This is a genomic window from Accumulibacter sp., from assembly GCF_023806625.1.
Taxonomy (GTDB): domain Bacteria; phylum Pseudomonadota; class Gammaproteobacteria; order Burkholderiales; family Rhodocyclaceae; genus Accumulibacter.
Map to the genome: position 1 here is coordinate 85,698 of NZ_JAMTDX010000041.1, position 21,625 is coordinate 107,322.

Genomic DNA, 21,625 nt, shown 5'->3' on the forward strand with positions numbered 1-21,625 from the left:
TCAGCCGCGGCGCTGGCCGTGCAGGACCTCGACGAGGCGAACCGCCTGCTGCTGCATCTCGACGACGAAGCCGTCGACGAGTGCACGGAAGTGCCGCCAGAAGATCATGCTCGGAATGGCGATCAGCAGACCGAAACCGGTGTTGTACAGGGCGATCGAGATGCCGTGGGCGAGCTGGATCGGGTTGCTGCCGGACGGCGCCTGCGAGCCGAAGATCTCGATCATCCCGACAACGGTGCCGAAGAGACCCATCAGTGGGCTGATCGAAGCAATCGTGCCGAGCGTCGTCAGATAACGCTCGAGTTCGTGTGAGACGACGATGCCTGCTTCCTCGATCGCCTCCTTCATGATCTCCCGCGAGCTGCCGACGTTCCGGAGGCCCGCGCCAAGCACCCGGCCGAGCGGGGAATGGGCTTCCAGCTCACCGATCATCGTCACGTTCACCCCATTCTGGCGGTACTCGGTGACCACCCGCTGCAGCAGCCCCGGCGGAACGACCTTGCTGCGTCTGAGTGTGACGAGGCGCTCGATGATCAGTGCCACGGCAATGACCGACGCCAGAAGCAGCGGCCAGATGGGCCAGCCGGCAGCCTGTACGATCGAAAACACGGGGACCTCCGGGATGTCTTGCGCAGGCGGGCACTTTAGCTTGCGCCGGCGTTTGCGGCAAGTCCCGGAGCTCCCTGTACAATCTGCGCATGGCTGATCTCTTCACGGTGGGCGCCGGGTCGCTGGCCGAGGCGCCGGTGCTCACGGTGTCGCTGCTCAATCGCCTTGCCCGGCAGCGCCTCGAGGCGGTGTTTCCGCTGTGCTGGGTGACCGGAGAGATCTCCGGTCTGGCTCGCGCGGCTTCGGGCCATGTCTATTTTTCTCTGAAAGACAGTGCGGCGCAGGTCCGCTGCGTGATGTTCCGCAGCCGCGCCGACCTGCTCGGCTGGAGGCTCGAGAACGGACAGCACGTCGAAGCGCGCGTGCTGGTCACCCTCTATGAGGCACGAGGGGATTTCCAGCTCAACGTCGAGACGCTGCGCCGGGCGGGGATCGGCAACCTTTACGAGCAGTTTCTCCGCCTCAAGGAGCGGCTCGAACGTGAGGGACTGTTCGACGCCGCGGCCAAGCGCGCCGTGCCTGCTTTCCCGCGCCGTGTCGGTGTGGTCACTTCGCCCCAGGCGGCAGCGTTGCGAGACGTGCTGAGTACGCTCGAGCGGCGGGCGGCGCAGGTGAGCATCGTCGTCTATCCGACGCTGGTTCAGGGCGACGGAGCCGGCGAGCAGATCGCCCAGGCGATCCGCCGGGCTGGCCAACGGGCCGAGTGCGAGGTTCTGATTCTCTGTCGGGGTGGGGGTAGCGTCGAGGATCTGTGGGCGTTCAACGACGAGGCTGTCGCGCGCGCGATCCGCGCTTGCCCGATTCCGGTGATCAGCGGGATCGGGCACGAAACGGACTTCACGATCGCCGATTTCGCGGCCGACCGGCGGGCGCCGACGCCGACTGCTGCAGCCGAGCTGGCCGCTCCGGAACGGGCCGTGTTGCTGGCCCGTGTGGCCGCTGGCCGGCTCGCCCTACGCCGCCAGTTCGAGCAGCAGCTGATTTCGCGCGGCCAGCAGCTCGACTGGTTGGCGCATCGCCTGCAGGCGCCAGCGCAGTACCTTGCCCGACGTCGGGACGGTCTCGACGGCCTCAGGCTTCGCCTGCGCGCCGGGTTGCTCCAGACCGGGGTCAGCGCGCGTGGCCGGCTCGTCGATCTCGGCCAACGCCTGCTCCGCGTGCGTCCCGACCCGGACCGATTCGTCGGCGTGCTCGACGGACTCGCGCTGCGACTGCGCGGCGCGAGGCAGCAGACGCTGCTCGGCAAGTCGTCGCAGGTGACCCGGCTGGCCGCTGGGCTCGCTCACCTCAACCCGCGGGCAGTCCTCGATCGCGGCTATTGCCTGGTCTTCGACGCTCAGGGACGGATCGTTCGCGAGAGCCGGGTTCTGGAACCTCGACAGCCGATCGCTGTCTTCTTCCAGCGTGGTCGCGCCGATGTGTCGGTGCTCGCCGTTTCCGATGACGAGACTATCCTCGGAAGCGGTGCCAGCGTTGTCACTGCGACGAGCGGCGAATAGAATCCCGTCCATGCGCGAGACGGGATTTCCGGCATGTCCAGCGCCTTTTTCAGTCCCTTCACCAGACAGTCTCACGGAGAACCTCAGATGGAACATCAGCTGCCTCAACTGCCCTTCGCGATCGGTGCGCTCGCTCCGCACATGTCCCAGGAGACGCTCGAATACCATCACGGAAAGCACCACCAGGCCTATGTCACGAATCTCAACAACCTGATCAAGGGTACCGACTACGAGGCCCTCGGGCTCGAAGAAATCGTCAGGAAAGCGCCGCCGGGCGGCATCTACAACAACGCCGCGCAGGTCTGGAACCACAGCTTCTTCTGGAACTGCCTGACGCCCGACGGCGGGGGCGCGCCGGCCGGTGGGCTGGGCGCTGCGATCAATACGCGATGGGGTTCTTATGCCGAGTTCGCGAAAGCCTTTCAGGCCTCGGCCGTCGGCAATTTCGGTTCGGGCTGGACCTGGCTGGTCCGCAAGCCCGATGGTGCCGTCGACATCGTCAATATGGGCGCCGCGGGAACGCCGCTGACCACCGGCGACAAGGCACTGCTGTGCATCGACGTGTGGGAGCACGCCTACTACATCGACTACCGGAACCTTCGTCCGAAGTTCGTCGAAACCTTTCTCAACAGCCTGGTGAACTGGCGCTTCGCCGAAAGCAACTTCGCAGACTGACGGTCGGCAGCAGCCGAGCCTCGGATCAGGCGTGGTGCGGCGCGCGCTTCGGCGCCTCAGAAGGGAATGTCGTCGTCCATGTCCTCGAAGCTCGGCGTCTTCTTCGCCGGCGTCGGGCGCGAAGAGCCGGCCCCGCCGGCGCTTGACGAGGGCATTGCGCCGCCATATTCGCTCTCCGCGGACGCCGGCGCGCCAAGTCCTTCCCGGCTGCCGAGCATCTTCATGTCATTGGCGATGATCTCGGTCGTGTACCGCTCGTTGCCATCCTTGTCCTGCCACTTGTTGGTCCGGATCCGTCCTTCCACATAGACCTGGCGACCCTTCTTGAGGTACTGGCCGGCCGTTTCGGCCAGCTTGCCGAAGAAGACGATCCGGTGCCATTCGGTGTTCTCGCGGTATTCCCCCGAATTCTTGTCGCGAATCCGGTCAGTGGTGGCGATCCTGATGTTGCACACCGCGTCACCGCTGGACAGATAACGCGTTTCCGGGTCGGCTCCGAGATTGCCGACGAGAATCACCTTGTTTACCGAAGCCATGCTGTGTTCCCCCTGTACTGGTGGGCTGGAAGAGAGCGATCAAATTATAGGTGCTTTTGTCCGGCTGCTTCGGGCCTGCGCAGGGCGCTTGCCGGTAGGGTCAATCCGAGGATCAGCCAGACCGCTGCCAGCGCCGCTCCAACCGTCCAGACGGCGAGTGCTCCGGCGTTCTTGGCGAGAGTGCCACCGATGACGCCGCCGAGGAAGAGCCCGATTGCCTGCGTCGTATTGTATATCCCGAGTGCCGCGCCCTTGGCGTGGGACGGGGCGATGCGCGAGATCAGTGAAGGCTGCATCGCTTCGAGCACGTTGAATGCAGTGAAGAACAGCGTCAGGCAGACGAACAGGCTGTGGAGTCCGTTGGCGAACAGCCCGAATCCGGCCTCGACGACGATCAGCATCCCGATGGCCAGATTGAAGACCAGTTTGACGTGGGCGAAGCGCTCGGCCAGGACGATCGCCGGAACCATGACCAAGAAGGAGAGCAGCAGCGCGGGCAGGTAGACCTGCCAGTGGTCGCTGACCGGCAGGCCGCCTGCCTGGACCAGCTCAGCCGGCAACACGACCCACATCGCGGTGAGCATCAGGTGCAGCGCCAGGACGCCGAAGTTGAGGCGCTGCAGCCGGCCGTCGGTGAGCACCTCGATGAAACTCGGCCAGGCGGGCTGGCGCGGAACCATGGGCGCTGCAGGGATGACCTTCAGGACGAGGGCGATGGCCAGCAGGGCGAGGACGCCGGTCAGGGCAAATATCCCGGACATGCCGACCAGCGAGTAGAGCAGTGGCGCGGCGACCATCGATAGCGCGAACATCAGACCGATCGACGAACCGATCATCGCCATCACCTTGGTGAGGTGCTGTTCGCGCGTGAGATCAGCCGCCAGTGCGGTCACCGCGGCGGAAATGGCTCCGCTTCCCTGCAACACGCGGCCGACGATCACCAGATAGATGTCGCTGGCGCCGGCGGCAACGAAGCTCCCCGCCGCAAAGAGCAGCAGCCCGACGACGATCACCGGCTTGCGACCGAAGCGATCGGACGCGGCGCCGTAGGCGATCTGCAGGCAGGCCTGGGTCAGCCCATAGGCTCCCAGGGCCATGCCGACGAGAGCGGCGTCGTCGCCCGAAGGCAGCTCGCGGGCATGGATCGCGAAGACCGGCAGGATCAGGAACAGGCCGAGCATGCGCAGGGCGAAGACCGCCGCCAGGCTGATGCCGGCGCGCCTTTCTTCACGGCTCATGCGGTCGGTGATCAGGGCGGTCATGGAATTTGCTGCGCAGCTGCGAGATTCCGTATATTAGCAGGTTTGCTCATGCTTCCCGGCGAGCTGCTCATGGACGAAACGGGTACGATCAGGATCCGCGGTGCCCGCACGCACAACCTCAAGAACATCAGCCTCGATCTGCCGCGCAACCAGCTGATCGTGGTCACCGGCCTGTCCGGTTCGGGGAAGTCGTCGCTGGCTTTCGATACCCTCTATGCCGAAGGGCAACGGCGCTATGTCGAGTCGTTGTCGGCCTACGCGCGCCAGTTCCTGGCACGGATGGAAAAGCCCGACGTCGACCTGATCGATGGACTGTCGCCGGCGATCGCGATCGAGCAGAAGGCGACGAGTCACAACCCTCGCTCGACCGTAGGCACGGTTACCGAAATCCACGACTACCTGCGCCTGCTCTTTGCCCGAGCCGGCACACCTTACTGCCCAGAGCATCAGTTGCCCCTCGACGCTCAGACCGTGTCGCAGATGGTCGACCACGTGCTCGCCCTCCCGGAAGGCACCCGCCTGATGATCCTCGCGCCCGTGGTGGCCAATCGCAAGGGCGAACAGGTCGAGCTGTTCGCGGAGTTGCGTGCGCAGGGATTCGCGCGCCTGCGGGTGGACGGACAGGTCCACGAGATCGACGCCTTGCCCAAGCTCGCCCGAACCCAGAAGCACTCCGTCGATGTGGTCGTCGACCGGCTGAGGGTTCGGCAGGATGTTCGTCAGCGCCTAGCCGAATCGTTCGAGACCGCGCTGCGCCACGCAGACGGCCGGGCCAGCGCGCTCGAAATCGACGATTCACGCGAGCACCGTTTCTCAGCCCGCTTCGCCTGTCCTGCATGCGCGTATTCGATCCAGGAACTCGAGCCGAGGATCTTCTCGTTCAACAGCCCGATGGGCGCGTGTCCGCAGTGCGACGGTCTGGGAGTCATCCAGTTCTTCGATCCGCAGCGCATCGTCAGCGACCCGGCGCAGTCGCTGGCCGGAGGCGCGATCCGCGGCTGGGACCGCCGCAATCCCTTCTACCTCCAGATGCTCGGATCGCTGGCCGCGCACCATGGCTTCACGCTCGAGACGCCGTTTCGCGAACTGCCGGAAAACGTGCAGCGGGCGATTCTCTATGGATCCGGTCGCGAGACGGTGGCGTTCAGTCATGTCGATGAGCGCGGCCGGCCGACGCTGCGCGAGTACCCTTTCGAGGGAGTGGTCGTCAACCTCGAACGGCGCTATCGCGAGACCGACTCGCCAGCTGTCCGCGAGGAACTTTCCCGGCTGATCAGCACCCGGACCTGTCCCTCGTGTGGTGGCAGCCGGCTACGCGAGGAAGCGCGCAACGTGCGCGTCGGCACGCGAGACGATGCGCGAACGCTGCACGAAATCAGTCGTCAGCCGATCGCTGCTCTGCGTGCCCATTTCCTGGCGCTGCAGCTCCCCGGCAACAGGGCGCTGGTCGCCGAGAGGGTGCTCAAGGAGATCGTCAACCGTCTTCAGTTCCTGATCGACGTGGGTCTGGACTACCTGTCGCTCGATCGCTCGGCCGAGACCCTCTCCGGCGGGGAAGCGCAACGCATTCGCCTGGCTTCGCAGATCGGGTCGGGATTGACCGGAGTGATGTACGTGCTCGACGAGCCGTCGATCGGTTTGCACCAGCGCGACAACGAACGCCTGTTGCGCACACTCGGGCAGTTGCGTGACATTGGCAACACGGTGATCGTCGTCGAGCACGACGAGGAGGCGATCCGCAGCGCGGACTTCGTCGTCGACATGGGTCCCGGCGCCGGCGCGCATGGCGGGGCCGTGGTTGCCGAGGGCAGACCGGCGACGATCGCCGCGAATCCCGCCTCGGTGACCGGCGACTATCTCGCCGGGCGGCGGCGCATCGCTATCCCCGCCGTTCGCCGGCGGGTCGATTCCAGTCGAGTGGTACAGATCGTCGGGGCATGCGGCAACAACCTCCGGGACGTGACGGCGACGATTCCCGTGGGCTTGTTCACCTGCATAACCGGTGTCTCGGGTTCCGGGAAGTCGACGCTGATCAACGACACGCTGTACCTCGCGGCTGCCCGGCACCTCTACTCGGCGAACGCCGAACCGGCGGGGCACGAGCGAATCGCCGGCCTCGAGCATTTCGACAAGGTCATCAACGTCGACCAGAGCCCGATAGGCCGTACGCCGCGATCGAATCCGGCGACCTACACGGGGCTGTTGACACCGATCCGCGAACTGTTTGCCGGAGTTCCCGAGGCGCGCTCGCGTGGCTACGGCCCCGGGCGTTTTTCGTTCAATGTCCGGGGAGGGCGCTGCGAGGCGTGTCAAGGCGATGGCGTGATCAAGGTCGAGATGCACTTCCTGCCCGACATCTACGTCAACTGCGACATCTGTCACGGGCGGCGCTACAACCGCGAGACGCTGGAGATCGGGTACAAGGGCCGAAACATCCACGATGTCCTGCAGATGACCGTCGAGCTGGCGAGAGAGTTCTTCGATGCCGTCCCGGTCGTCGCGCGCAAGCTGCAGACGCTGGTCGATGTCGGGCTGAGCTACATCACGCTCGGTCAGTCGGCGACGACCCTCTCCGGCGGAGAGGCGCAGCGCGTCAAGCTGGCGCTCGAACTGTCGCGGCGCGATACCGGGAGAACTCTGTACATCCTTGACGAACCGACCACCGGCCTGCATTTCCAGGACATCGAGATGCTCCTTGGTGTCCTCCAGCGGTTGGCCGATCACGGCAACACCGTCGTGGTCATCGAACACAATCTGGATGTGATCAAGACTGCCGACTGGTTGATCGACCTGGGTCCGGAAGGCGGCGCTGGCGGGGGGCGCATCCTGGCCAGTGGGACCCCCGAACAGCTGGCGGCTATCGATGCCAGCCACACCGGGCGATTCCTGCGCTCGTTGCTCGCCGACGCTGGGCGGGCCGCCTGCTAGGCTGTTCGATGGTCGACGCGCACTAAAAATCCGTTTATTCGCTCAGATACTTGTTTGGCCCGGGAGAAAAGCGTGCCAGAATTCCGTGCTCCGGATTCCGCGCCAGCCCTCTTCCCTTGGCGGCCGCGAAATGCCAGAATTCGCATCCGGGGAAGGCCATTCATCGACCTGAGGAGAAGCCATGAACAAGTCTGAAATGATCGAAGCTATCGCCGCGCGCAGCGAACTCTCCAAGGCGGCGTCCGCCAAGGCGCTGGATGCGATGATCGAGACCATCATGGACACCGTCGCCCAGGGAGAGACCGTGACGTTGGTTGGCTTCGGCTCATTCAAGTCCAGCGCGCGTGCTTCGCGTGAGGGCAAGAACCCCAAGACCGGCGCCAGGATCGTCATTCCGCAGACGATCGTGCCCAAGTTTGCAGCAGGTGCGGGATTCAAATCGCGCGTGTCGGGCAGGCCCGACTAGGCCGGTCCGATGCCGGTCTGTCGGGCCCAGACGAGCAGCCAGAATCGCCCACCGAGATCACTGGCTTGGGCCTGCTTCTCGCCTCGGTCGCCTGCCGAGAGAAAGCCGGAGTGATTCGGGGGAAGGACGAAGCCTTCTGTTGCGATGCGCGTGAAAGCCGCGGCCAGGCCGGTTCGGGCGGGCGCTGAGCGGCGATGGGCGTTCCCGGGGCTCTCCTAGGCGTCGATCGGCGCTGGCTGGTCGCTGGCGTCGTCTCGGCTGCCGTCGACAGCACGACATTCGGCATCTTGCAGTTCGTTGTCGGGTCGCTGGAACTGTCGCAGGCGGTTGCCTTTGCGCTATCTCTGCTGGCCGGGCTGATTGTGCTCCGCGGGGTGCCTTTTCCCCGTCCGCGTCTGCTGATGCTCCTGGCCGTTGTGCTGGCCTATCCGCTGCGCGCTGGCGTCCTGTCGCTCACCGGGCCTCATCTGCCGGCGGCCTTGGCAATCGTTCCCGGCGCATTGCTCGGCTCGCTGGGTCTGGTGCTCGCCGTCGCCACGATGTCCGACGGACGGGGTGCCGTCGTCTGGACACGGGCTGCGGTATTGGCGATCGCCTACCTGCTGGTGCTGCGGCTGGTGTTCATCGGGCAGATCAATCTGCTTCCGCAGGAAGCCTATTACTGGAACTACTCGCGGCATCTCGACATCGGTTACCTCGACCATCCGCCGATGGTCGCCTGGCTGATCGCCGCCTCGCTTGCCCTGGGCAAGAGCGAATTCCTCGTTCGCCTGCCAGCGGTGATCTGCTGGGCGGTCATGCTCGGCTTCGCCGTCGCGCTTGCGCGCGACGTGGCCGGCCGCACGTCTGTCCCGGCGACCGCCTTGCTCGCCGCCACACTTCCCTATTTCTTCATCGTCGGGGTGTTCGTGACGCCCGACTCACCGTTGGCCGCTGCCTGGGCGGCTGCCCTCTATGGGCTGCACCGCGCACTGTTTTCGGGTAGCCAGCGGGCGTGGATCGGAGCCGGGGCGGCAATCGGCATCGGCATGCTTTCGAAGTACTCGATGGTCCTCGTTCCGGCTGCCGCTTTCGTGTTCATTCTCGTTGATCCCCAGTCGCGACCCCTGCTGCGCTCGCGCTGGCCCTGGTGCGGGGTGCTCGTCGCGCTGCTCGCTTTCTCGCCGGTGATCATCTGGAACCTGCAGCACGACTGGGCGTCGTTCAGTTTCCAGGGCTCGCGCCGTCTGGCCGAGCGGACCGTCGAATTCAGCCTCCCGGAGTTCCTCGCCTACGTGCTGCTTCTGCTGACTCCGCTGGGTGTGCTGGCCTTCTGGAGACTTCTGCATCCGGTCGCCACTCAGGCTGCTGATGGACCAGGACGTGGCCGGGGCGCTCCCGTCGCGGCGATCGACGCGCGCGAACGGCGATTCCTCTTGTCGATGACGATCATTCCGCTGAGTGTCTTCGCCGTCGCGAGCCTGCGTGCCGAAACGAAATTCCACTGGACCGGGCCGATCTGGCTCGCCCTGTTGCCGGTGCTGGCGGCGACGACGGCTCTCCCAGGGCTCGCTGCCCAGGCGCTCGACCGCCTGCTGATCCGCTGCTGGCCACCGCTGCTCGGTGTACTGATCGTCGTCTACGCCTATGGCTTCTTCTACTACCCTGTCTGGGGAGTTGCCGGTGTACGGGTCCTCAATCATTACCTCAAGGTGGACTGGCGCGAGTTGCGCGCGCAGGTGCTGGCCATCGAGGAGGCGGTGTTTCAGGAGACCGGGCGTCACCCCGCCGTCGTCGGCCTGGATCGGCACAACACGGCCGACGAACTCGCGTATTATGATCCGCGAGGTGACGGTAGCCGCGATACGGCGAGCCGTCACCTTTTCTTTGACGACAACGCGGTGATGTACGAATTCTGGTTCTCGCGAGAGGCGTTTGCGGGGCAGGACCTGATCGCCGTCTCGCCCAGGCGCGAAGACGTGGAGGATCCGCGTGTCGTGGCTGCCGCGACGCGCCTCGGTCCAGTGCAGGTCCTGACCGCAAAGAGAGGGGGCGTCGTCGTCGGGACCTATTACGCTCGTGTCGTCTATGGCTATCGGCTTCCGGAGCAAAGGCCATGAACATCGATTTGCAGCGCGCGATCGATCGCTATGTCGGCGTACCACTTTGCGCGGCGGCTTCGCTCGTCACCCGGTTGCTCGGGCGAAGGGCGGCGCAGCGTCCCTTGCGCGCGATCGTCGTCATCCTGCTCTCGGAGATGGGCAGCCTGGTGCTTGCCCAGCCGATGTTCGCACTGTTGCGGGCGCGTTACCCCGAAGCATCAGTGCACGTGATGTTGTTCGGGAAGAACCGCCAGATTCTTGACCTGATGGGCACCGTTCCGCCCGGGAACGTGATCACCATCGACGACCGTTCGCTTGCCGGTCTCGCCCGCACTCTTGGCGAAGCGATCCGCCAGGTGCGCCGACTCAGACCCGATGCGGTGATCGACTGCGAACTGTTCGCACGGATCAGCAGCCTGCTGGCCTGGGCTTCGGGCGCTCCGCTCCACGCCGGTTTTCACCGGCACACGCAGGAGGGGCTCTATCGCGGATCGTTCATCAGCCGGCCGGTCCTCTACAACCCGTACCGTCACCTGTCGTTCCAGTTCCTGACCCTGGCCAGAGCCCTGGAGTCGGAAACGCACCCGCTGGACAAGGAAAGCCTCGATCAGCGTGAGCTTCAGGCGCCGCGGCCGATGTTCGCGCCGGGCGAAGCCGAGGCGTTCTTCACGCGGCTGCTCGGCGATTTTCCGCGAATTTCGGAGCGTCGTCTCGCGCTCGTCTATCCGAGTGGCGGTATCCTGCCAATCCGGGCGTGGCCGGAGGCCAGCTGGCGTGCAGTCATCGTCGGGCTGCTCGCCGATGGCTACGTCGTCGCGATCATCGGACTGCCCGCGGACAAGGCGCTCGGTGAATCGCTGGCCGGCGCAGTCGGCGAAGCCGACTGCATCGACCTGACCGGATACACTCGATCGCTGCGCGAACTCGTCGTACTGTTGGGTTACGCTGCGTTGCTGGTGACCAACGACGGCGGACCGGCACAGTTCTCGGCTCTCACCGGGGTGCCGACGGTCGCCCTGTTCGGGCCCGAGACGCCGCTGCTCTACGGGCCGCTCGGGGACCATGCAAGCTGTCTTCACCTGACTCTCGCCTGTTCTCCGTGCCTGACCGCGTACAACCATCGCAACTCGCCCTGCGATGGCGACAATCAGTGCCTCAGGCGGATCACTCCGGAGCAGGTGTTGTCGGAGGCGCGCGTCGTCGTCAGCCGATCCGGCGTGGCGGGCTAGGTGGAACGGATGACTCGTCGTTTCGAGCGGCTGCGCCGCCTGCCGGTGATCGGCTACCTGGTCCAGCACCGCTTCGTCCAGTTCGGAATCGTCGGCGCGACGGGCACGCTGGTCAACGTCGTCGTCCTGTACATTGCCCAGGAGTTCGTCTTTCGGAAGATCGAATCGCCGGTGCTGCGCCTGAATCTCTCGCTGGCGACGGCGATCTTCTTCTCGACGGCCAACAACTTCCTGCTCAACCGCCGGTGGACCTGGTTCGACCGCCGCCAGCACGTCACGACGTCGATCCTCCTCCAGTTCGGGCAGTACTCGATCGCCTGCTGGCTCGGGATCGGTCTGCAGTTCGTGCTGACCCATCTGTTTGCGCGGCACTTCCACTATCTGCTGGCCAACGTGCTGGCCATCATCATCGCCAGCGTGGCCAATTTTCTGGTGAACGACCAGTGGACCTTCGGTCGCCTGCAGATGCTGATCCGGCGTTGGCAGCAGAAGCGTGGTCACCCCCCGGACGCTGCCGAGTAACGAAGCGCCAGTGCCTGCCAGCGTGCATGGCACGGATCGGCACAGAGGTCGACGAGCAGGGCGAAGGCCTGGTTTGCGTTGTCTGCCGCCGCTGCGCCGAGTCCCGCGCCGAGCGCGAAGCATTGGCCGGCGACGCACACGACGAACGCAGGGGGCGCCACCTCGCCGATCTGACGCAGGACACCGAGCAGCGCGCCGGGCGAGAGAGCGTGCGTCAGCGGTGTCGTCGAGGCGCATTCGCGAACCGGTGCAAAGACGAACGGCGCGGGCGTCTCGTGTCCGGCGTCGATGAACAGCGCAAGACTGCGCTCCGCGAGGTCGAGCGCGTTGTCGATCTGCCATTGGACGTCGGCGATCAACTCGAAAGCCCCGGCCAATCCGCGCTCGTCGAGCCAGTTCTGCAGCCGGTCGAGCAGCAGTGGACCGAGTGCATCGTCGCCGCGGCCGGGGTTGCCGCAGGCGAGAACGACGACCGGCGCACGTGCCATCTGCGTCTCGGGCGGCGCTCAGAGGTTGTGAATAAATCTGCTGCGCGACCGATCTGCGGCGTTGCTCACTCGCTCACTCCTCGCCTATCCATCTGATATGTCTCGTCGTTCGCTCGCTCGCGCCTTGCATCTAGGCCTGCTCGCGACGATTTCTTCACAACCTCTCAGCCTGACGAGCGCAGTTGCGCGATCCGTTGCCCGAGACAATCGACGAGCTCGACTTCGAGTGGCATGCGGCCGAGGGCATGAGTCGCGCAGGACAGGCAGGGGTCGAAGGCGCGGATGGCCACCTCGATGTGATTGAGCAGGCCCTCACCGAGCCTGCGGCCGTCGAGGTGGCGGCGCGCGACCTCGCGGATCGCCTCGTTCATCGGCTGGTTGTTGTGCGTCGTGGACACGATCAGGTTGCACATGGTCACCAGATCGTCGTCGTCGACCTGGTAGTGGTGGATCAGCGTGCCGCGCGGGGCCTCGATGACCCCGATTCCTTCATGGTGGCGCGGGCCGGCGGTCAGCAACTCGCTGCCCGACAGTTCGTCGTCGTGAAGCAGATTCTTGATCGCTTCCGCCGCGTGCAGCATCTCGATCATTCGCGCCCAGTGGTAGGCCAGTGGCGCATGAATCGGCCGGCCCTGGCCGTGGTCGACGAACTCGCGTCGCTCGGCCTCGGCCAGTGGCGTGGCGATCGAATCGCAATTCTGCACACGGGCCAGCGGTCCGACCTTGTACCATCCGCGCTCCGGGCCGAGCGCGGCGAGGAAGGGAAACTTCATGTAACTCCACGGCTTGACCTCCTCTCCGATCAGTTCGGGATAGTTCCGGACCGCACAGCCGTCGACGAGGAGCTTCCCTCCGGCATCGCGGGCGCGCAGCCGCCCGTCGTAGAAATCGAGGGCGCCACCGGCGCCGACCAGCGACAACAGGTTCGAAGGTGTCGTCCCGAAGCCGTCGTAGAGCTCGGGGTCGGCCGTGTGCAGTCGCTTGACGAGGTGCACGGACTGCCGGCTCCAGCCGATGATCGTGTAGATCTCGGCGAGCAGGGCAGCGCGCTCCTCGTCACCGAGGGCGCGGTTGACGCCACCCGGGATCGCGCCGGTGCCGTGGATCCGCTTGCCCGCGGTCAGGCGGATGATTTCCTGTCCGAAGCGGCGCAGCAGCACGCCCTGACGGGCGACCTCGGGATACGCTGCGGCGATGCCCACGATGTTGCGCCGCGTCGCGTCGCTGGCGAAGCCGAAAAGCAGGTCGGGCGAAGCGAGGTGGAAGAAATGCAGTGCGTGCGACTGGAGGATCTGACCATAGTGCATCAGCCGGCGGACCTTCTCTGCAGTTGGCGTCAGGCGTTCGGCGCCGACGACGTGGTCGAGTGCCTTGGCTGCCGCCAGATGGTGAGACACCGGGCAGATTCCGCATAGCCGCTGGACCATCACCGGTACTTCCCAGTACGGTCGGCCCTGGATGAACTTCTCGAAGCCACGAAACTCGACGATGTGCAGGCGCACCTGCTGGACCCGGTCGTCGGCGTCGAGCAGGAGGGTGATCTTGCCGTGCCCTTCGACGCGCGACAGCGGGTCTATCGACACGCGGCGCAGCTCGGTGTCGCCCGGCGGAGCGGTTTCGAGGGTCCTCGGAGAAGTGGCGTCCATGAGCACGCGCTTCAGTCGAAGTGCAGCAGCGGGTGGCCGAGCCGGGGCGTTCTGCCGTCGAGCAGGTCGGTGATGAACTTCCACAACGCGTCACCCGAGGGCGGGCAGCCGGGAATGAAGTAATCGACGCGCACGACCTCGTGGACCGGATGGACCTTGTCGAGCGGCAGCGGCAGCTCGGGGTCGTCTGGAACCTGCCCATGGACGATTCCCGGGCCGGTCAGATAGACTTCCTGGAGGCACTGCCCGAGGTCGAGGTGGTTGCGCTGGGCGGGCAACCCGCCGTTGATCGCGCAGGCGCCGACGGCGACGAGCAGCTTGCACTGACGACGAAACTCGCGCAGTACATGCACGTTCTCGGCGTTGCAGATGCCGCCCTCGACCAGGCCGATGTCGCAGCGGCCGCAACGCTTGATGTCGGTCAGCGGCGAGCGATCGATGTCGACCCGCTCGATCAGCTCGAAGAGGCGCTCGTCGATGTCCAGAAGCGCCATGTGACAACCGAAGCAGCCGGCCAGCGAGGTCGTCGCCAGGCATCGGCGGGTGGCTGGCCGGACGCTCGGCTCGCTGTTGCTCATTGTTCTTCCTCGTCGTCGGCGCGGCGCCGTGCCAGCCAGTCCACTCGTCGGCTGATCGGTTCGCCGTCGAAGCGCCGCTGGCCGATCGGCACCGCGAATCCGCGCCGCTTGGCGATGATCACGCCAACCGGGCAGACGTGCGCCGCCTTGTCGGCCAGCGAGAAGTCCGTATCCGCGAGCCGCCCGGATTCAGCATTGACGATCAGGTGCTTGCCGATTCCCCGCCCGGACAGCGCGAAGACGCTCTTGCCGTCGACGTCGCGGCTGGCGCGCACGCAGAGTTCGCAGAGGATGCAGCGGTTGAAGTCGAGCAGTACGTCGGGGTGCGAGGCGTCGACCGGCCGGTCGGGATAGAACTGCGGGAAGTGCGGGCCGAGCATCTCGAGCTCGTAGGCCAGTGCCTGGAGCAGGCAGTCGCCGCTCTTCTCGCACGACGGGCAGAAGTGATTGCCCTCGACGAAGAGCATCTGCAGCATCGTCCGTCGCTTGTCGTTGAGCTCCGGCGTGTTGCTCTCGACTTCCATGCCCTCGCTGGCCGGCATCGTGCATGCCGAGACGTAACGGCCGTTGGCGCGCACGGTACACAGCTTGCAGCTGCCCTGCGGCGTGAACTGGGGATGATGGCAGAGGTGCGGAATGAAGATTCCCGCGGCCAATGACGCATCCATGATCGTCTGCCCGTCGTCGAAAGGCACTGGCAGGCCGTCGATCGACAGACTTCGTGCATCCATCACCGGCCCCCGGCCGGTGTCGGCTCGAAGTGCGCGGCCGGGTCGTCGCGGCCGGTCATCTGGCGGGCGGCGGCGAGTGCGCGGTCGAGGTCGAAACCCGGTTCGAAATCCAGCGAGCGGAGCCGCCGCTCGTACGCGGGTCGGAACTTGTGCAGCGTGTCAAACAAGGCGTTGCACGCCGTCTGTCCGAGGCCACAGTGGCTCGCAGCGTGGAGCAGGCGGTGGATTCTGAAGATCTCGTTGATCTCGTACTGCGACCCGTGGCCGTTGGCGATCTTGTCCATGCACCGGGCCACCAGCGCCGTGCCGACGCGGCACGGCGTGCAGAAGCCGCAGCTTTCGTGCGCGAAGAAGTGCGCGAAGTTCCGCGCCACCTCGAACATGTCGCGATGCCCGGCGAAGACCATGATCGCGCCGGCCGTCGGCACGTCCTCGAAAGCGATGCGCCGCGAGAACTCGTGTCTCGCGAGACACGTCCCGGAAGGCCCGCTGACCTGAACCGCCTGCGCATCGCTGGCGCCGCAGTCTTTGAGAACCTGGTTGACCGGAACGCCGAACGGATACTCGTAGATCCCCGGTCTGTCCACGTCACCGGAGACCGACAGCAGCTTGCTGCCGGTCGATTGCCGGGTCCCCAGGCCGGCGAACCAGTCGCCGCCGCGGATGGCGATCACAGCCGCCTTGCACAGCGTCTCGACGTTGTTCACTACCGTCGGCTGTCGGAGATAGCCTTCGCTGACCGGGAACGGCGGGCGGTTCCGCGGTACGCCGCGCTTCCCTTCGAGCGATTCGAGCAGCGCCGTCTCCTCGCCGCAGACGTAGGCGCCGGCGCCGAGATGGATGTCGATGTCGAAGGTGAAGTCCGGCCTGCCGCAGATCGCTTCGCCGAGCAGGCCGCTGCGCCTTCGTGCCTCGAGCGTCGCACGCAGCTCCGGCAGCAGGTAGGCGTACTCTCCGCGCAGATAGACGAGGCCGCGACACGCGCCGATCGCCAGCGCGGCCACGGTCATCCCGTCAAAGAGCAGGTCGGGATGGGCGGTCAGCAGCACGCGGTCCTTGAACGTGCCAGGTTCGCCCTCGTCGGCATTGCACACGACGTAGCGCGCGCGCGAGCCTTCGCGGCAGGGTGCTCGTCTTGCCGACTCCCACTTGACGTGGGTCGTGAACCCCGCACCGCCCCGGCCACGCAGGTTCGACGCGCTCATCTCCGCGAGCAGCGCCTCCTCGCCGCGGGCGATCGCCGCGCCGATCGCTTCCCCGGCCGGCCAGCGCGTGCCGAGCAGGACGTCGCGGCGGCGGATGTTGTCTTCGACGGCGAAGTACTCGGCCGGCCAGTCTTCGAGCGGCGCCTGCGCGCGGATCAGTTCGGCCAGCCGGTCGATGCGTTCCGCCGACATCCGGGTCAGCGGCCGCCCATTGACCAGCAGCGCCGGTCCCTGGTCGCCCATCCCGGTGCACGAAGTCCGGTCGACGCTGACCAGACCGTCCTCGGAGACCTTGCCGGGTTCGATCCACAGCCGGTTGCAGAGCCGGTCGAGCAGTTCCTCGCTGCCGAGCATCCGGTCGATGATGTTGTCTGAAAAGAGCACCCGGTATCGGCCAGCCGGGACGAGATGCAGAAAGGCGTAGAATCCGGCGACCCCTTCGACGCGTGCCCGAGGCAGCCCGACGGCCCGGGCGATCGAGGTCAGGGCGGCCGGCGGGAGGTAGCCGAGATCGTCCTGAACATCGCGGAGGATCTGCAGCAGCCGTAGCGGGTCGGACCCGTGACGCGCGAGGACCGGCTGCAGCAGGTCGGCCAGCCTGTCCTGGTCGCACGTCGGCCCGTCTTCCAGAGTGTCCACGATCGTCATCCACAGCGCATGGGGCGGTTGCCCGTCTGCCACGGGCCACCGGCCATCGCAAGTCAAGCTTAGCGTCTCTTGGGCAGCGTGTGCTGACGCAGGTCAACCTCCGCCGTTGCCGCGTGCGGCGTTGACGCCTCGCCTGTCGCTTCGCGCCGGACCGCCCTTGCCGGGCGTAGGCATTTCTGGTGCATTGCAGCATAATGCGCGCTGCTCCCTTCGTGCGATCGATCTCCGTGCGATTAGGCGGCTGGAGATCCCGGCGAAGAGGAGCAGCATACTTCGGAGAACGACCATGCGCTTTGAGACCCCTCTCGAATATCTCGAAAGTCGGACCTACGAAGAGATCAGCGTCGGCGACACCTCGTCGCTGATGCGCACGCTGCGTCCCGAGGACGTCAAGCTGTTCGCGCTGATGTCCGGCGACATGAACCCCGCTCTGGCCAACGCCGAGTTCCAGCGCAGCGGCCTGTTCCAGGACTTCATCGCCCACGGGATGTGGACCGCGTCGCTGTTGTCGACGACACTCGGCACCCAGTTCCCCGGGCCGGGAACCGTGCTCATCGAGTCAACGCTGCACTTTGCCCGGCCGATCTCGATCGGCGACACGGTCACCGTGACGATCACCGTTCGCCAGAAGTTCGACCACAACCACCACATCATCCTCGACTGCGCCTGTCACAATCAGGATCAGTTGCTGGTCGTCTCGGGTAGCGCCGAAGTCCTTGCCCCGGTCGAGAAGATCCGCGCCAAGCGCGGGGCGATGCCGGAGATCACCATTTCCGACAAATACGCGCGTCTTCAGGCACTCGTCCAACGCGCCGCCGGGCTCGAGCCGATCGACATGGCCGTCGTCCATCCCTGTGATCGCGAATCGCTGAAGGGTGCGCTGCTCGCGGCCGAGGCCGGCCTGATCCGGCCGATCCTCGTCGGGCCCGAGCAGAAGATCTGCAGCGTCGCCGAAGAGAACGGCTTCGACCTCGGGCAGCACCGGATCGTCAGTGTCCGGCACAGCCACGAGGCGGCGGCGATGGCCGTCACGCTGGTCCGCAGCGGCGACGCGGAAGCGCTGATGAAGGGCAGCCTGCACACCGACGAACTGATGGCCGAGGTCATCTCGCGCAGCGCCGGGCTGCGCACCGAGCGGCGGATCAGCCACGTCTTCCTGATGGACGTGCCGACCTACCCGCGGCCGATCATGATCACCGACGCGGCGATCAACATCGCCCCGACGCTGCCCGAGAAGGTCGACATCATTCAGAACGCGATCGACCTGGCGCATGTGATCGGCACTCCCGAGCCCAAGGTGGCCATCCTTTCGGCGGTCGAAACGGTCAGCCCGAAGATCCAGTCGACGCTCGACGCCGCGGCGTTGTGCAAGATGGCCGACCGCGGGCAGATCAAGGGCGGCCTGCTCGACGGCCCGCTGGCTTTCGACAACGCGGTATCGATGGTCGCCGCGAAGACCAAGGGGATCAACTCGGCGGTCGCTGGCCGCGCCGACATTCTCGTCGTTCCCGACCTCGAATCGGGCAACATGATCGCCAAACAGCTCGAGTACCTGGCCAACGCGCTCAGCTCGGGGATCGTCCTCGGCGCCCGAGTGCCGATCGTCCTGACCAGCCGGGCCGACACTGCCGAGACGCGCATCGCCTCGTGCGTCATCGCCGCGCTGATCGCCCACGACGCGCGCCAGCGCCAGACGGCTGTCTGAGACGGCGTTGCCATGCGCCTGTCGGGCCGGTGGCGTAGCGCCGCCCCCGGGCAGCGCCCAGCGGTGACTCCAAACCTTCGAGGACTCGCCTCGCGCGGCTGAGGATAACTATATCTAGTGATCGTGTTGCATCTGACCACTAGATATAGTAGTCTGCGCCTTGTTCGACGCCGCATACGCCAGCAGTCTCGCGAGCAGCCAGGCCGGGCGTCCCCTGAAACCAGTCGCGGAGGAAAAGAAAAAATGAGTCAGCTCGTCCAGCAGTTGCCCCTGTCGGAGATTGCCGAAGCTTCGGGAATTGCACCGCTCGCCGAACAGGAGATCTCGACCGAGGTGCTCGTCGAGAAGTACGCCAAGGGCAACGAGACCTCGGTGCATGACGTGCGCCGCCGCGTCGCTCGCGCGCTAGCCGCCACCGAGGACGAGAAGCAGCGCGCCCACTGGGAGGCGCGCTTCCTCTGGGCACAGGAGAACGGTTTCGTCCCCGCCGGGCGGATCAACTCGGCGGCCGGAACGACGCTCGCTGCGACGCTGATCAACTGCTTCGTGCAGCCAATCGGCGACTCGGTCGTCGAGGTCGTCGACGGCAAGCCGGGAATCTACAGCGCGCTCGCCGAAGCCGCCGAGACGATGCGCCGCGGCGGCGGCGTCGGCTACGACTTCTCGTCGATACGGCCGATCGGCGCGCTGGTCAAGGGCACGCAGTCGCGCGCCTCCGGGCCCGTGTCGTACATGCGCGTCTTCGACCGCTCCTGCGAAACCGTCGAATCAGCCGGCGCCCGCCGGGGCGCGCAAATGGGCGTGCTGCGCTGCGACCACCCGGACATCGAAGTGTTCATCCACGCCAAGGACCACGGCGACCTGAGCAATTTCAACGTCTCGATCGCCGTCACCGACGCGTTCATGCGCGCCGTCGAGGCCGACCAGGAGGTCGAACTGACGCACCGCGCCGAGCCGGGTGCCGACATGAAGCGCGCGGGTGCCTACCTGCGCGACGACGGCGTCTGGGTCTACAGGCGCGTGCGTGCTCGCGACCTCTGGGACCAGGTCATGAAGTCGACCTACGACCACGCCGAGCCAGGAATCCTCTTCCTCGACCGGATGAACCGCGACAACAACCTCTACTATTGCGAAGTCATCGAGGCGACCAATCCCTGCGCCGAGCAGCCGCTGCCGCCGTACGGATGCTGCTGCCTCGGCTCGATCAACCTGACGCTGTTCGTCCGCGCGCCTTTCTCGGCAGACGCCGAGTTCGATTTCACCGCCTTCGCCGAAGTCGTCCAGGTGGCGACGCGGATGCTCGACAACGTCCTCGAGGTCACCGCCTGGCCGCTGGCACGGCAGCGCGAGGAAGCGGCCAGCAAACGGCGAATCGGGCTCGGCTTCACCGGCCTCGGCGACACGCTGTGCATGCTGCGCCTGCGCTACGACCGCCCCGAAGCGCTGGCCATGGGCGCCCGGATCGCCGAATTCATGCGCGACGCCGCCTACCTCGCGTCGGTCGAACTGGCCCGCGAGCGCGGGGCTTTCCCATTGTTCAACGCCGAACTCTACCTCTCGGGCGGCAACTTCGCCTCACGCCTGCCGCCGGACATCAAGAGCGAAATCCGCAGGCACGGCGTGCGCAACTCACACCTGCTGTCGATCGCGCCGACCGGGACGATCTCGCTGGCCTTCGCCGACAACGCCTCGAACGGCATCGAGCCGCCGTACTCCTGGACCTACAACCGCAAGAAGCGGATGGCCGACGGCACGCTCAAGGAATACGCCGTCGAGGATCACGCCTGGCGGCTGTTCCGGCACCTCGGCGGCGACGTCGACAAGCTGCCCGAATATTTCGTCACCGCCCTCGAAATCTCGGCGAAAGCGCACAAGGACATGGTCGCCGCAGTCGCCCCGTACATCGACACGTCGATCTCGAAGACCGTCAATGTGCCCGCGGACTATCCCTACGACGACTTCCAGGACCTCTACCTGAGTGCCTGGAAATCAGGCCTCAAGGGTCTCGCGACGTACCGGCCGAACGCCGTGCTCGGCGCCGTGCTCTCGGTCGACTCACAGAAGCAGGCCGAGGACCGGAAGCAACCGCAGGACTTCGTCCTCGGCGACGCCAATCGCCGGCTGACGATCAAGACGCTGCCCGCGCCGGTGCTCGCCAGCCTGCGCTGGCCGAACCGGCCCAGTCTGCCGGAAGGCAACATGGCGTGGACCTACATGATCGAAGGCACACACGGCAAGTTCGCCCTGTTCGTCGGGCACATCGAACAGGAAGGGCGCTACTGGCCCTTCGAAGCCTGGGTCAACGGCCCCGAGCAGCCGCGCGGCCTCGGCGCCGTGGCCAAGACGCTGTCGATGGACATGCGTGCCAACGACCACGGCTGGCTCGCGCTCAAGCTCGAATCGCTGGCCCGGACACCCGGTGAAGACGGCTTTGCGATGCCCTTCCCGCCGCACGGCGAGGAGAAGCGCATGCCCTCGGTCGTCGCTGCGATGGCTCAGCTGATCCAGTACCGCGTCGAACGCCTCGGGGCCTTCCGCCGCGAGGGCCCGACGCCAGTGCTCGACGCGATGTTCAGCCTCAAGGAGCCGAAGACCGGCACCGACGGCACGCTGTCGTGGACCGTCGACGTCTTCAACCCGGCGACCGGCGAAGACTTCGTCCTCGGGCTCAAGGAGATCACCCTCCCGGACGGCGTGACTCGTCCCTATTCGGTGTGGCTCTCGGGCAACTATCCGCGTGCGCTCGACGGGTTGACCAAGCTGCTCTCGTTCGACATGCGCGTCCTCGACCCGGCGTGGATCGGCATGAAGCTGCGC

Annotated in this window: 17 protein-coding genes; 9 read left to right on the top strand and 8 right to left on the bottom strand. The window is 66.0% G+C overall.

What is annotated here, in order from left to right:
• Positions 1–609 carry a MotA/TolQ/ExbB proton channel family protein gene (locus tag NFW05_RS07360; protein ID WP_295304369.1) on the bottom strand — a complete coding sequence of 203 codons (609 nt, stop codon included), beginning with the start codon at positions 607–609 and terminating at the stop codon, positions 1–3.
• Between the two features lie 89 nt (positions 610–698).
• On the opposite strand from NFW05_RS07360, the gene xseA reads away from it, so the two are divergent.
• Both xseA and NFW05_RS07370 read left to right on the top strand, forming a co-directional pair.
• The gene (xseA, locus tag NFW05_RS07365; protein WP_295304371.1) at positions 699–2,108 is read left to right on the top strand and encodes an exodeoxyribonuclease VII large subunit; all 1,410 of its coding nucleotides are present in this window, start codon (positions 699–701) and stop codon (positions 2,106–2,108) included.
• Between the two features lie 87 nt (positions 2,109–2,195).
• Entirely contained in the window at positions 2,196–2,783 is a 588-nt protein-coding gene (locus NFW05_RS07370; protein WP_295304374.1) for a Fe-Mn family superoxide dismutase, read from the top strand.
• A gap of 56 nt (positions 2,784–2,839) precedes the next feature.
• Here the strand turns inward: NFW05_RS07370 and ssb are convergent, their stop codons facing one another.
• Entirely contained in the window at positions 2,840–3,319 is a 480-nt protein-coding gene (ssb, locus tag NFW05_RS07375) for a single-stranded DNA-binding protein (protein ID WP_295304376.1), read from the bottom strand.
• Positions 3,320–3,363: 44 nt separating this feature from the next.
• The gene (locus NFW05_RS07380; RefSeq protein ID WP_295304379.1) at positions 3,364–4,581 is read right to left on the bottom strand and encodes an MFS transporter; all 1,218 of its coding nucleotides are present in this window, start codon (positions 4,579–4,581) and stop codon (positions 3,364–3,366) included.
• 69 nt (positions 4,582–4,650) lie between these two features.
• Here NFW05_RS07380 and uvrA point away from each other — a divergent pair, with 69 nt between their 5' ends.
• From uvrA to NFW05_RS07405, 5 genes are all read left to right on the top strand, one after another.
• Positions 4,651–7,509: an excinuclease ABC subunit UvrA gene (gene uvrA / locus NFW05_RS07385; RefSeq protein ID WP_295304509.1), complete on the top strand. Its 2,859-nt coding sequence runs from the start codon at positions 4,651–4,653 to the stop codon at positions 7,507–7,509.
• Between the two features lie 181 nt (positions 7,510–7,690).
• Complete coding sequence (locus NFW05_RS07390; RefSeq protein ID WP_295304382.1) at positions 7,691–7,975, top strand: HU family DNA-binding protein; 285 nt, start codon at positions 7,691–7,693, stop codon at positions 7,973–7,975.
• A gap of 194 nt (positions 7,976–8,169) precedes the next feature.
• Complete coding sequence (locus NFW05_RS07395; protein WP_295304384.1) at positions 8,170–10,074, top strand: glycosyltransferase family 39 protein; 1,905 nt, start codon at positions 8,170–8,172, stop codon at positions 10,072–10,074.
• A complete protein-coding gene (locus NFW05_RS07400; protein ID WP_295304387.1) occupies positions 10,071–11,285 on the top strand; it encodes a glycosyltransferase family 9 protein in 1,215 nt (404 codons plus the stop codon). Before NFW05_RS07395 ends, NFW05_RS07400 begins: the two co-directional genes overlap by 4 nt.
• A 9-nt stretch (positions 11,286–11,294) precedes the next feature.
• Positions 11,295–11,807: a GtrA family protein gene (locus tag NFW05_RS07405; protein WP_295304391.1), complete on the top strand. Its 513-nt coding sequence runs from the start codon at positions 11,295–11,297 to the stop codon at positions 11,805–11,807.
• Here NFW05_RS07405 and NFW05_RS07410 read toward each other — a convergent pair.
• The 5 genes from NFW05_RS07410 to NFW05_RS07430 all read right to left on the bottom strand — a co-directional run bounded on the left by NFW05_RS07410 (position 11,783) and on the right by NFW05_RS07430 (position 17,085).
• Positions 11,783–12,295 (bottom strand): homospermidine synthase, encoded by a 513-nt coding sequence (locus tag NFW05_RS07410; RefSeq protein WP_295304393.1) that lies wholly within the window; start codon positions 12,293–12,295, stop codon positions 11,783–11,785. The genes NFW05_RS07405 and NFW05_RS07410 overlap by 25 nt on opposite strands.
• 164 nt (positions 12,296–12,459) lie before the next feature.
• Entirely contained in the window at positions 12,460–13,941 is a 1,482-nt protein-coding gene (locus tag NFW05_RS07415; RefSeq protein ID WP_295304396.1) for a Ni/Fe hydrogenase subunit alpha, read from the bottom strand.
• 11 nt (positions 13,942–13,952) lie between these two features.
• The gene (locus NFW05_RS07420; protein WP_295304399.1) at positions 13,953–14,519 is read right to left on the bottom strand and encodes an NADP oxidoreductase; all 567 of its coding nucleotides are present in this window, start codon (positions 14,517–14,519) and stop codon (positions 13,953–13,955) included.
• A complete protein-coding gene (locus NFW05_RS07425) occupies positions 14,516–15,250 on the bottom strand; it encodes a 2Fe-2S iron-sulfur cluster-binding protein (RefSeq protein WP_295304402.1) in 735 nt (244 codons plus the stop codon). Before NFW05_RS07425 ends, NFW05_RS07420 begins: the two co-directional genes overlap by 4 nt.
• Positions 15,250–17,085 carry an NAD(P)H-dependent oxidoreductase subunit E gene (locus tag NFW05_RS07430; protein ID WP_295304512.1) on the bottom strand — a complete coding sequence of 612 codons (1,836 nt, stop codon included), beginning with the start codon at positions 17,083–17,085 and terminating at the stop codon, positions 15,250–15,252. Before NFW05_RS07430 ends, NFW05_RS07425 begins: the two co-directional genes overlap by 1 nt.
• Positions 17,086–17,389: 304 nt before the next feature.
• Between NFW05_RS07430 and NFW05_RS07435 the strand changes: the two genes are divergently transcribed.
• Positions 17,390–18,808, top strand: coding sequence for a bifunctional enoyl-CoA hydratase/phosphate acetyltransferase (locus NFW05_RS07435; RefSeq protein ID WP_295304404.1), 1,419 nt, complete (start codon positions 17,390–17,392; stop codon positions 18,806–18,808).
• 243 nt (positions 18,809–19,051) lie between these two features.
• Positions 19,052–21,625: adenosylcobalamin-dependent ribonucleoside-diphosphate reductase (locus NFW05_RS07440; RefSeq protein WP_295304407.1), on the top strand; the 2,574-nt coding region annotated here is incomplete at its 3' end.

Coding starts and splice junctions, on each gene's coding strand:
- xseA (WP_295304371.1), top strand. CDS start 699: ATGGCTGATCTCTTCACGGTGGGCGCCGGGTCGCTGGCCGAGGCGCCG.
- NFW05_RS07370 (WP_295304374.1), top strand. CDS start 2,196: ATGGAACATCAGCTGCCTCAACTGCCCTTCGCGATCGGTGCGCTCGCT.
- ssb (WP_295304376.1), bottom strand. CDS start 3,319: ATGGCTTCGGTAAACAAGGTGATTCTCGTCGGCAATCTCGGAGCCGAC.
- NFW05_RS07380 (WP_295304379.1), bottom strand. CDS start 4,581: ATGACCGCCCTGATCACCGACCGCATGAGCCGTGAAGAAAGGCGCGCC.
- uvrA (WP_295304509.1), top strand. CDS start 4,651: ATGGACGAAACGGGTACGATCAGGATCCGCGGTGCCCGCACGCACAAC.
- NFW05_RS07390 (WP_295304382.1), top strand. CDS start 7,691: ATGAACAAGTCTGAAATGATCGAAGCTATCGCCGCGCGCAGCGAACTC.
- NFW05_RS07395 (WP_295304384.1), top strand. CDS start 8,170: ATGGGCGTTCCCGGGGCTCTCCTAGGCGTCGATCGGCGCTGGCTGGTC.
- NFW05_RS07400 (WP_295304387.1), top strand. CDS start 10,071: ATGAACATCGATTTGCAGCGCGCGATCGATCGCTATGTCGGCGTACCA.
- NFW05_RS07405 (WP_295304391.1), top strand. CDS start 11,295: ATGACTCGTCGTTTCGAGCGGCTGCGCCGCCTGCCGGTGATCGGCTAC.
- NFW05_RS07410 (WP_295304393.1), bottom strand. CDS start 12,295: ATGGCACGTGCGCCGGTCGTCGTTCTCGCCTGCGGCAACCCCGGCCGC.
- NFW05_RS07415 (WP_295304396.1), bottom strand. CDS start 13,941: ATGGACGCCACTTCTCCGAGGACCCTCGAAACCGCTCCGCCGGGCGAC.
- NFW05_RS07420 (WP_295304399.1), bottom strand. CDS start 14,519: ATGAGCAACAGCGAGCCGAGCGTCCGGCCAGCCACCCGCCGATGCCTG.
- NFW05_RS07425 (WP_295304402.1), bottom strand. CDS start 15,250: ATGGATGCACGAAGTCTGTCGATCGACGGCCTGCCAGTGCCTTTCGAC.
- NFW05_RS07435 (WP_295304404.1), top strand. CDS start 17,390: ATGCGCTTTGAGACCCCTCTCGAATATCTCGAAAGTCGGACCTACGAA.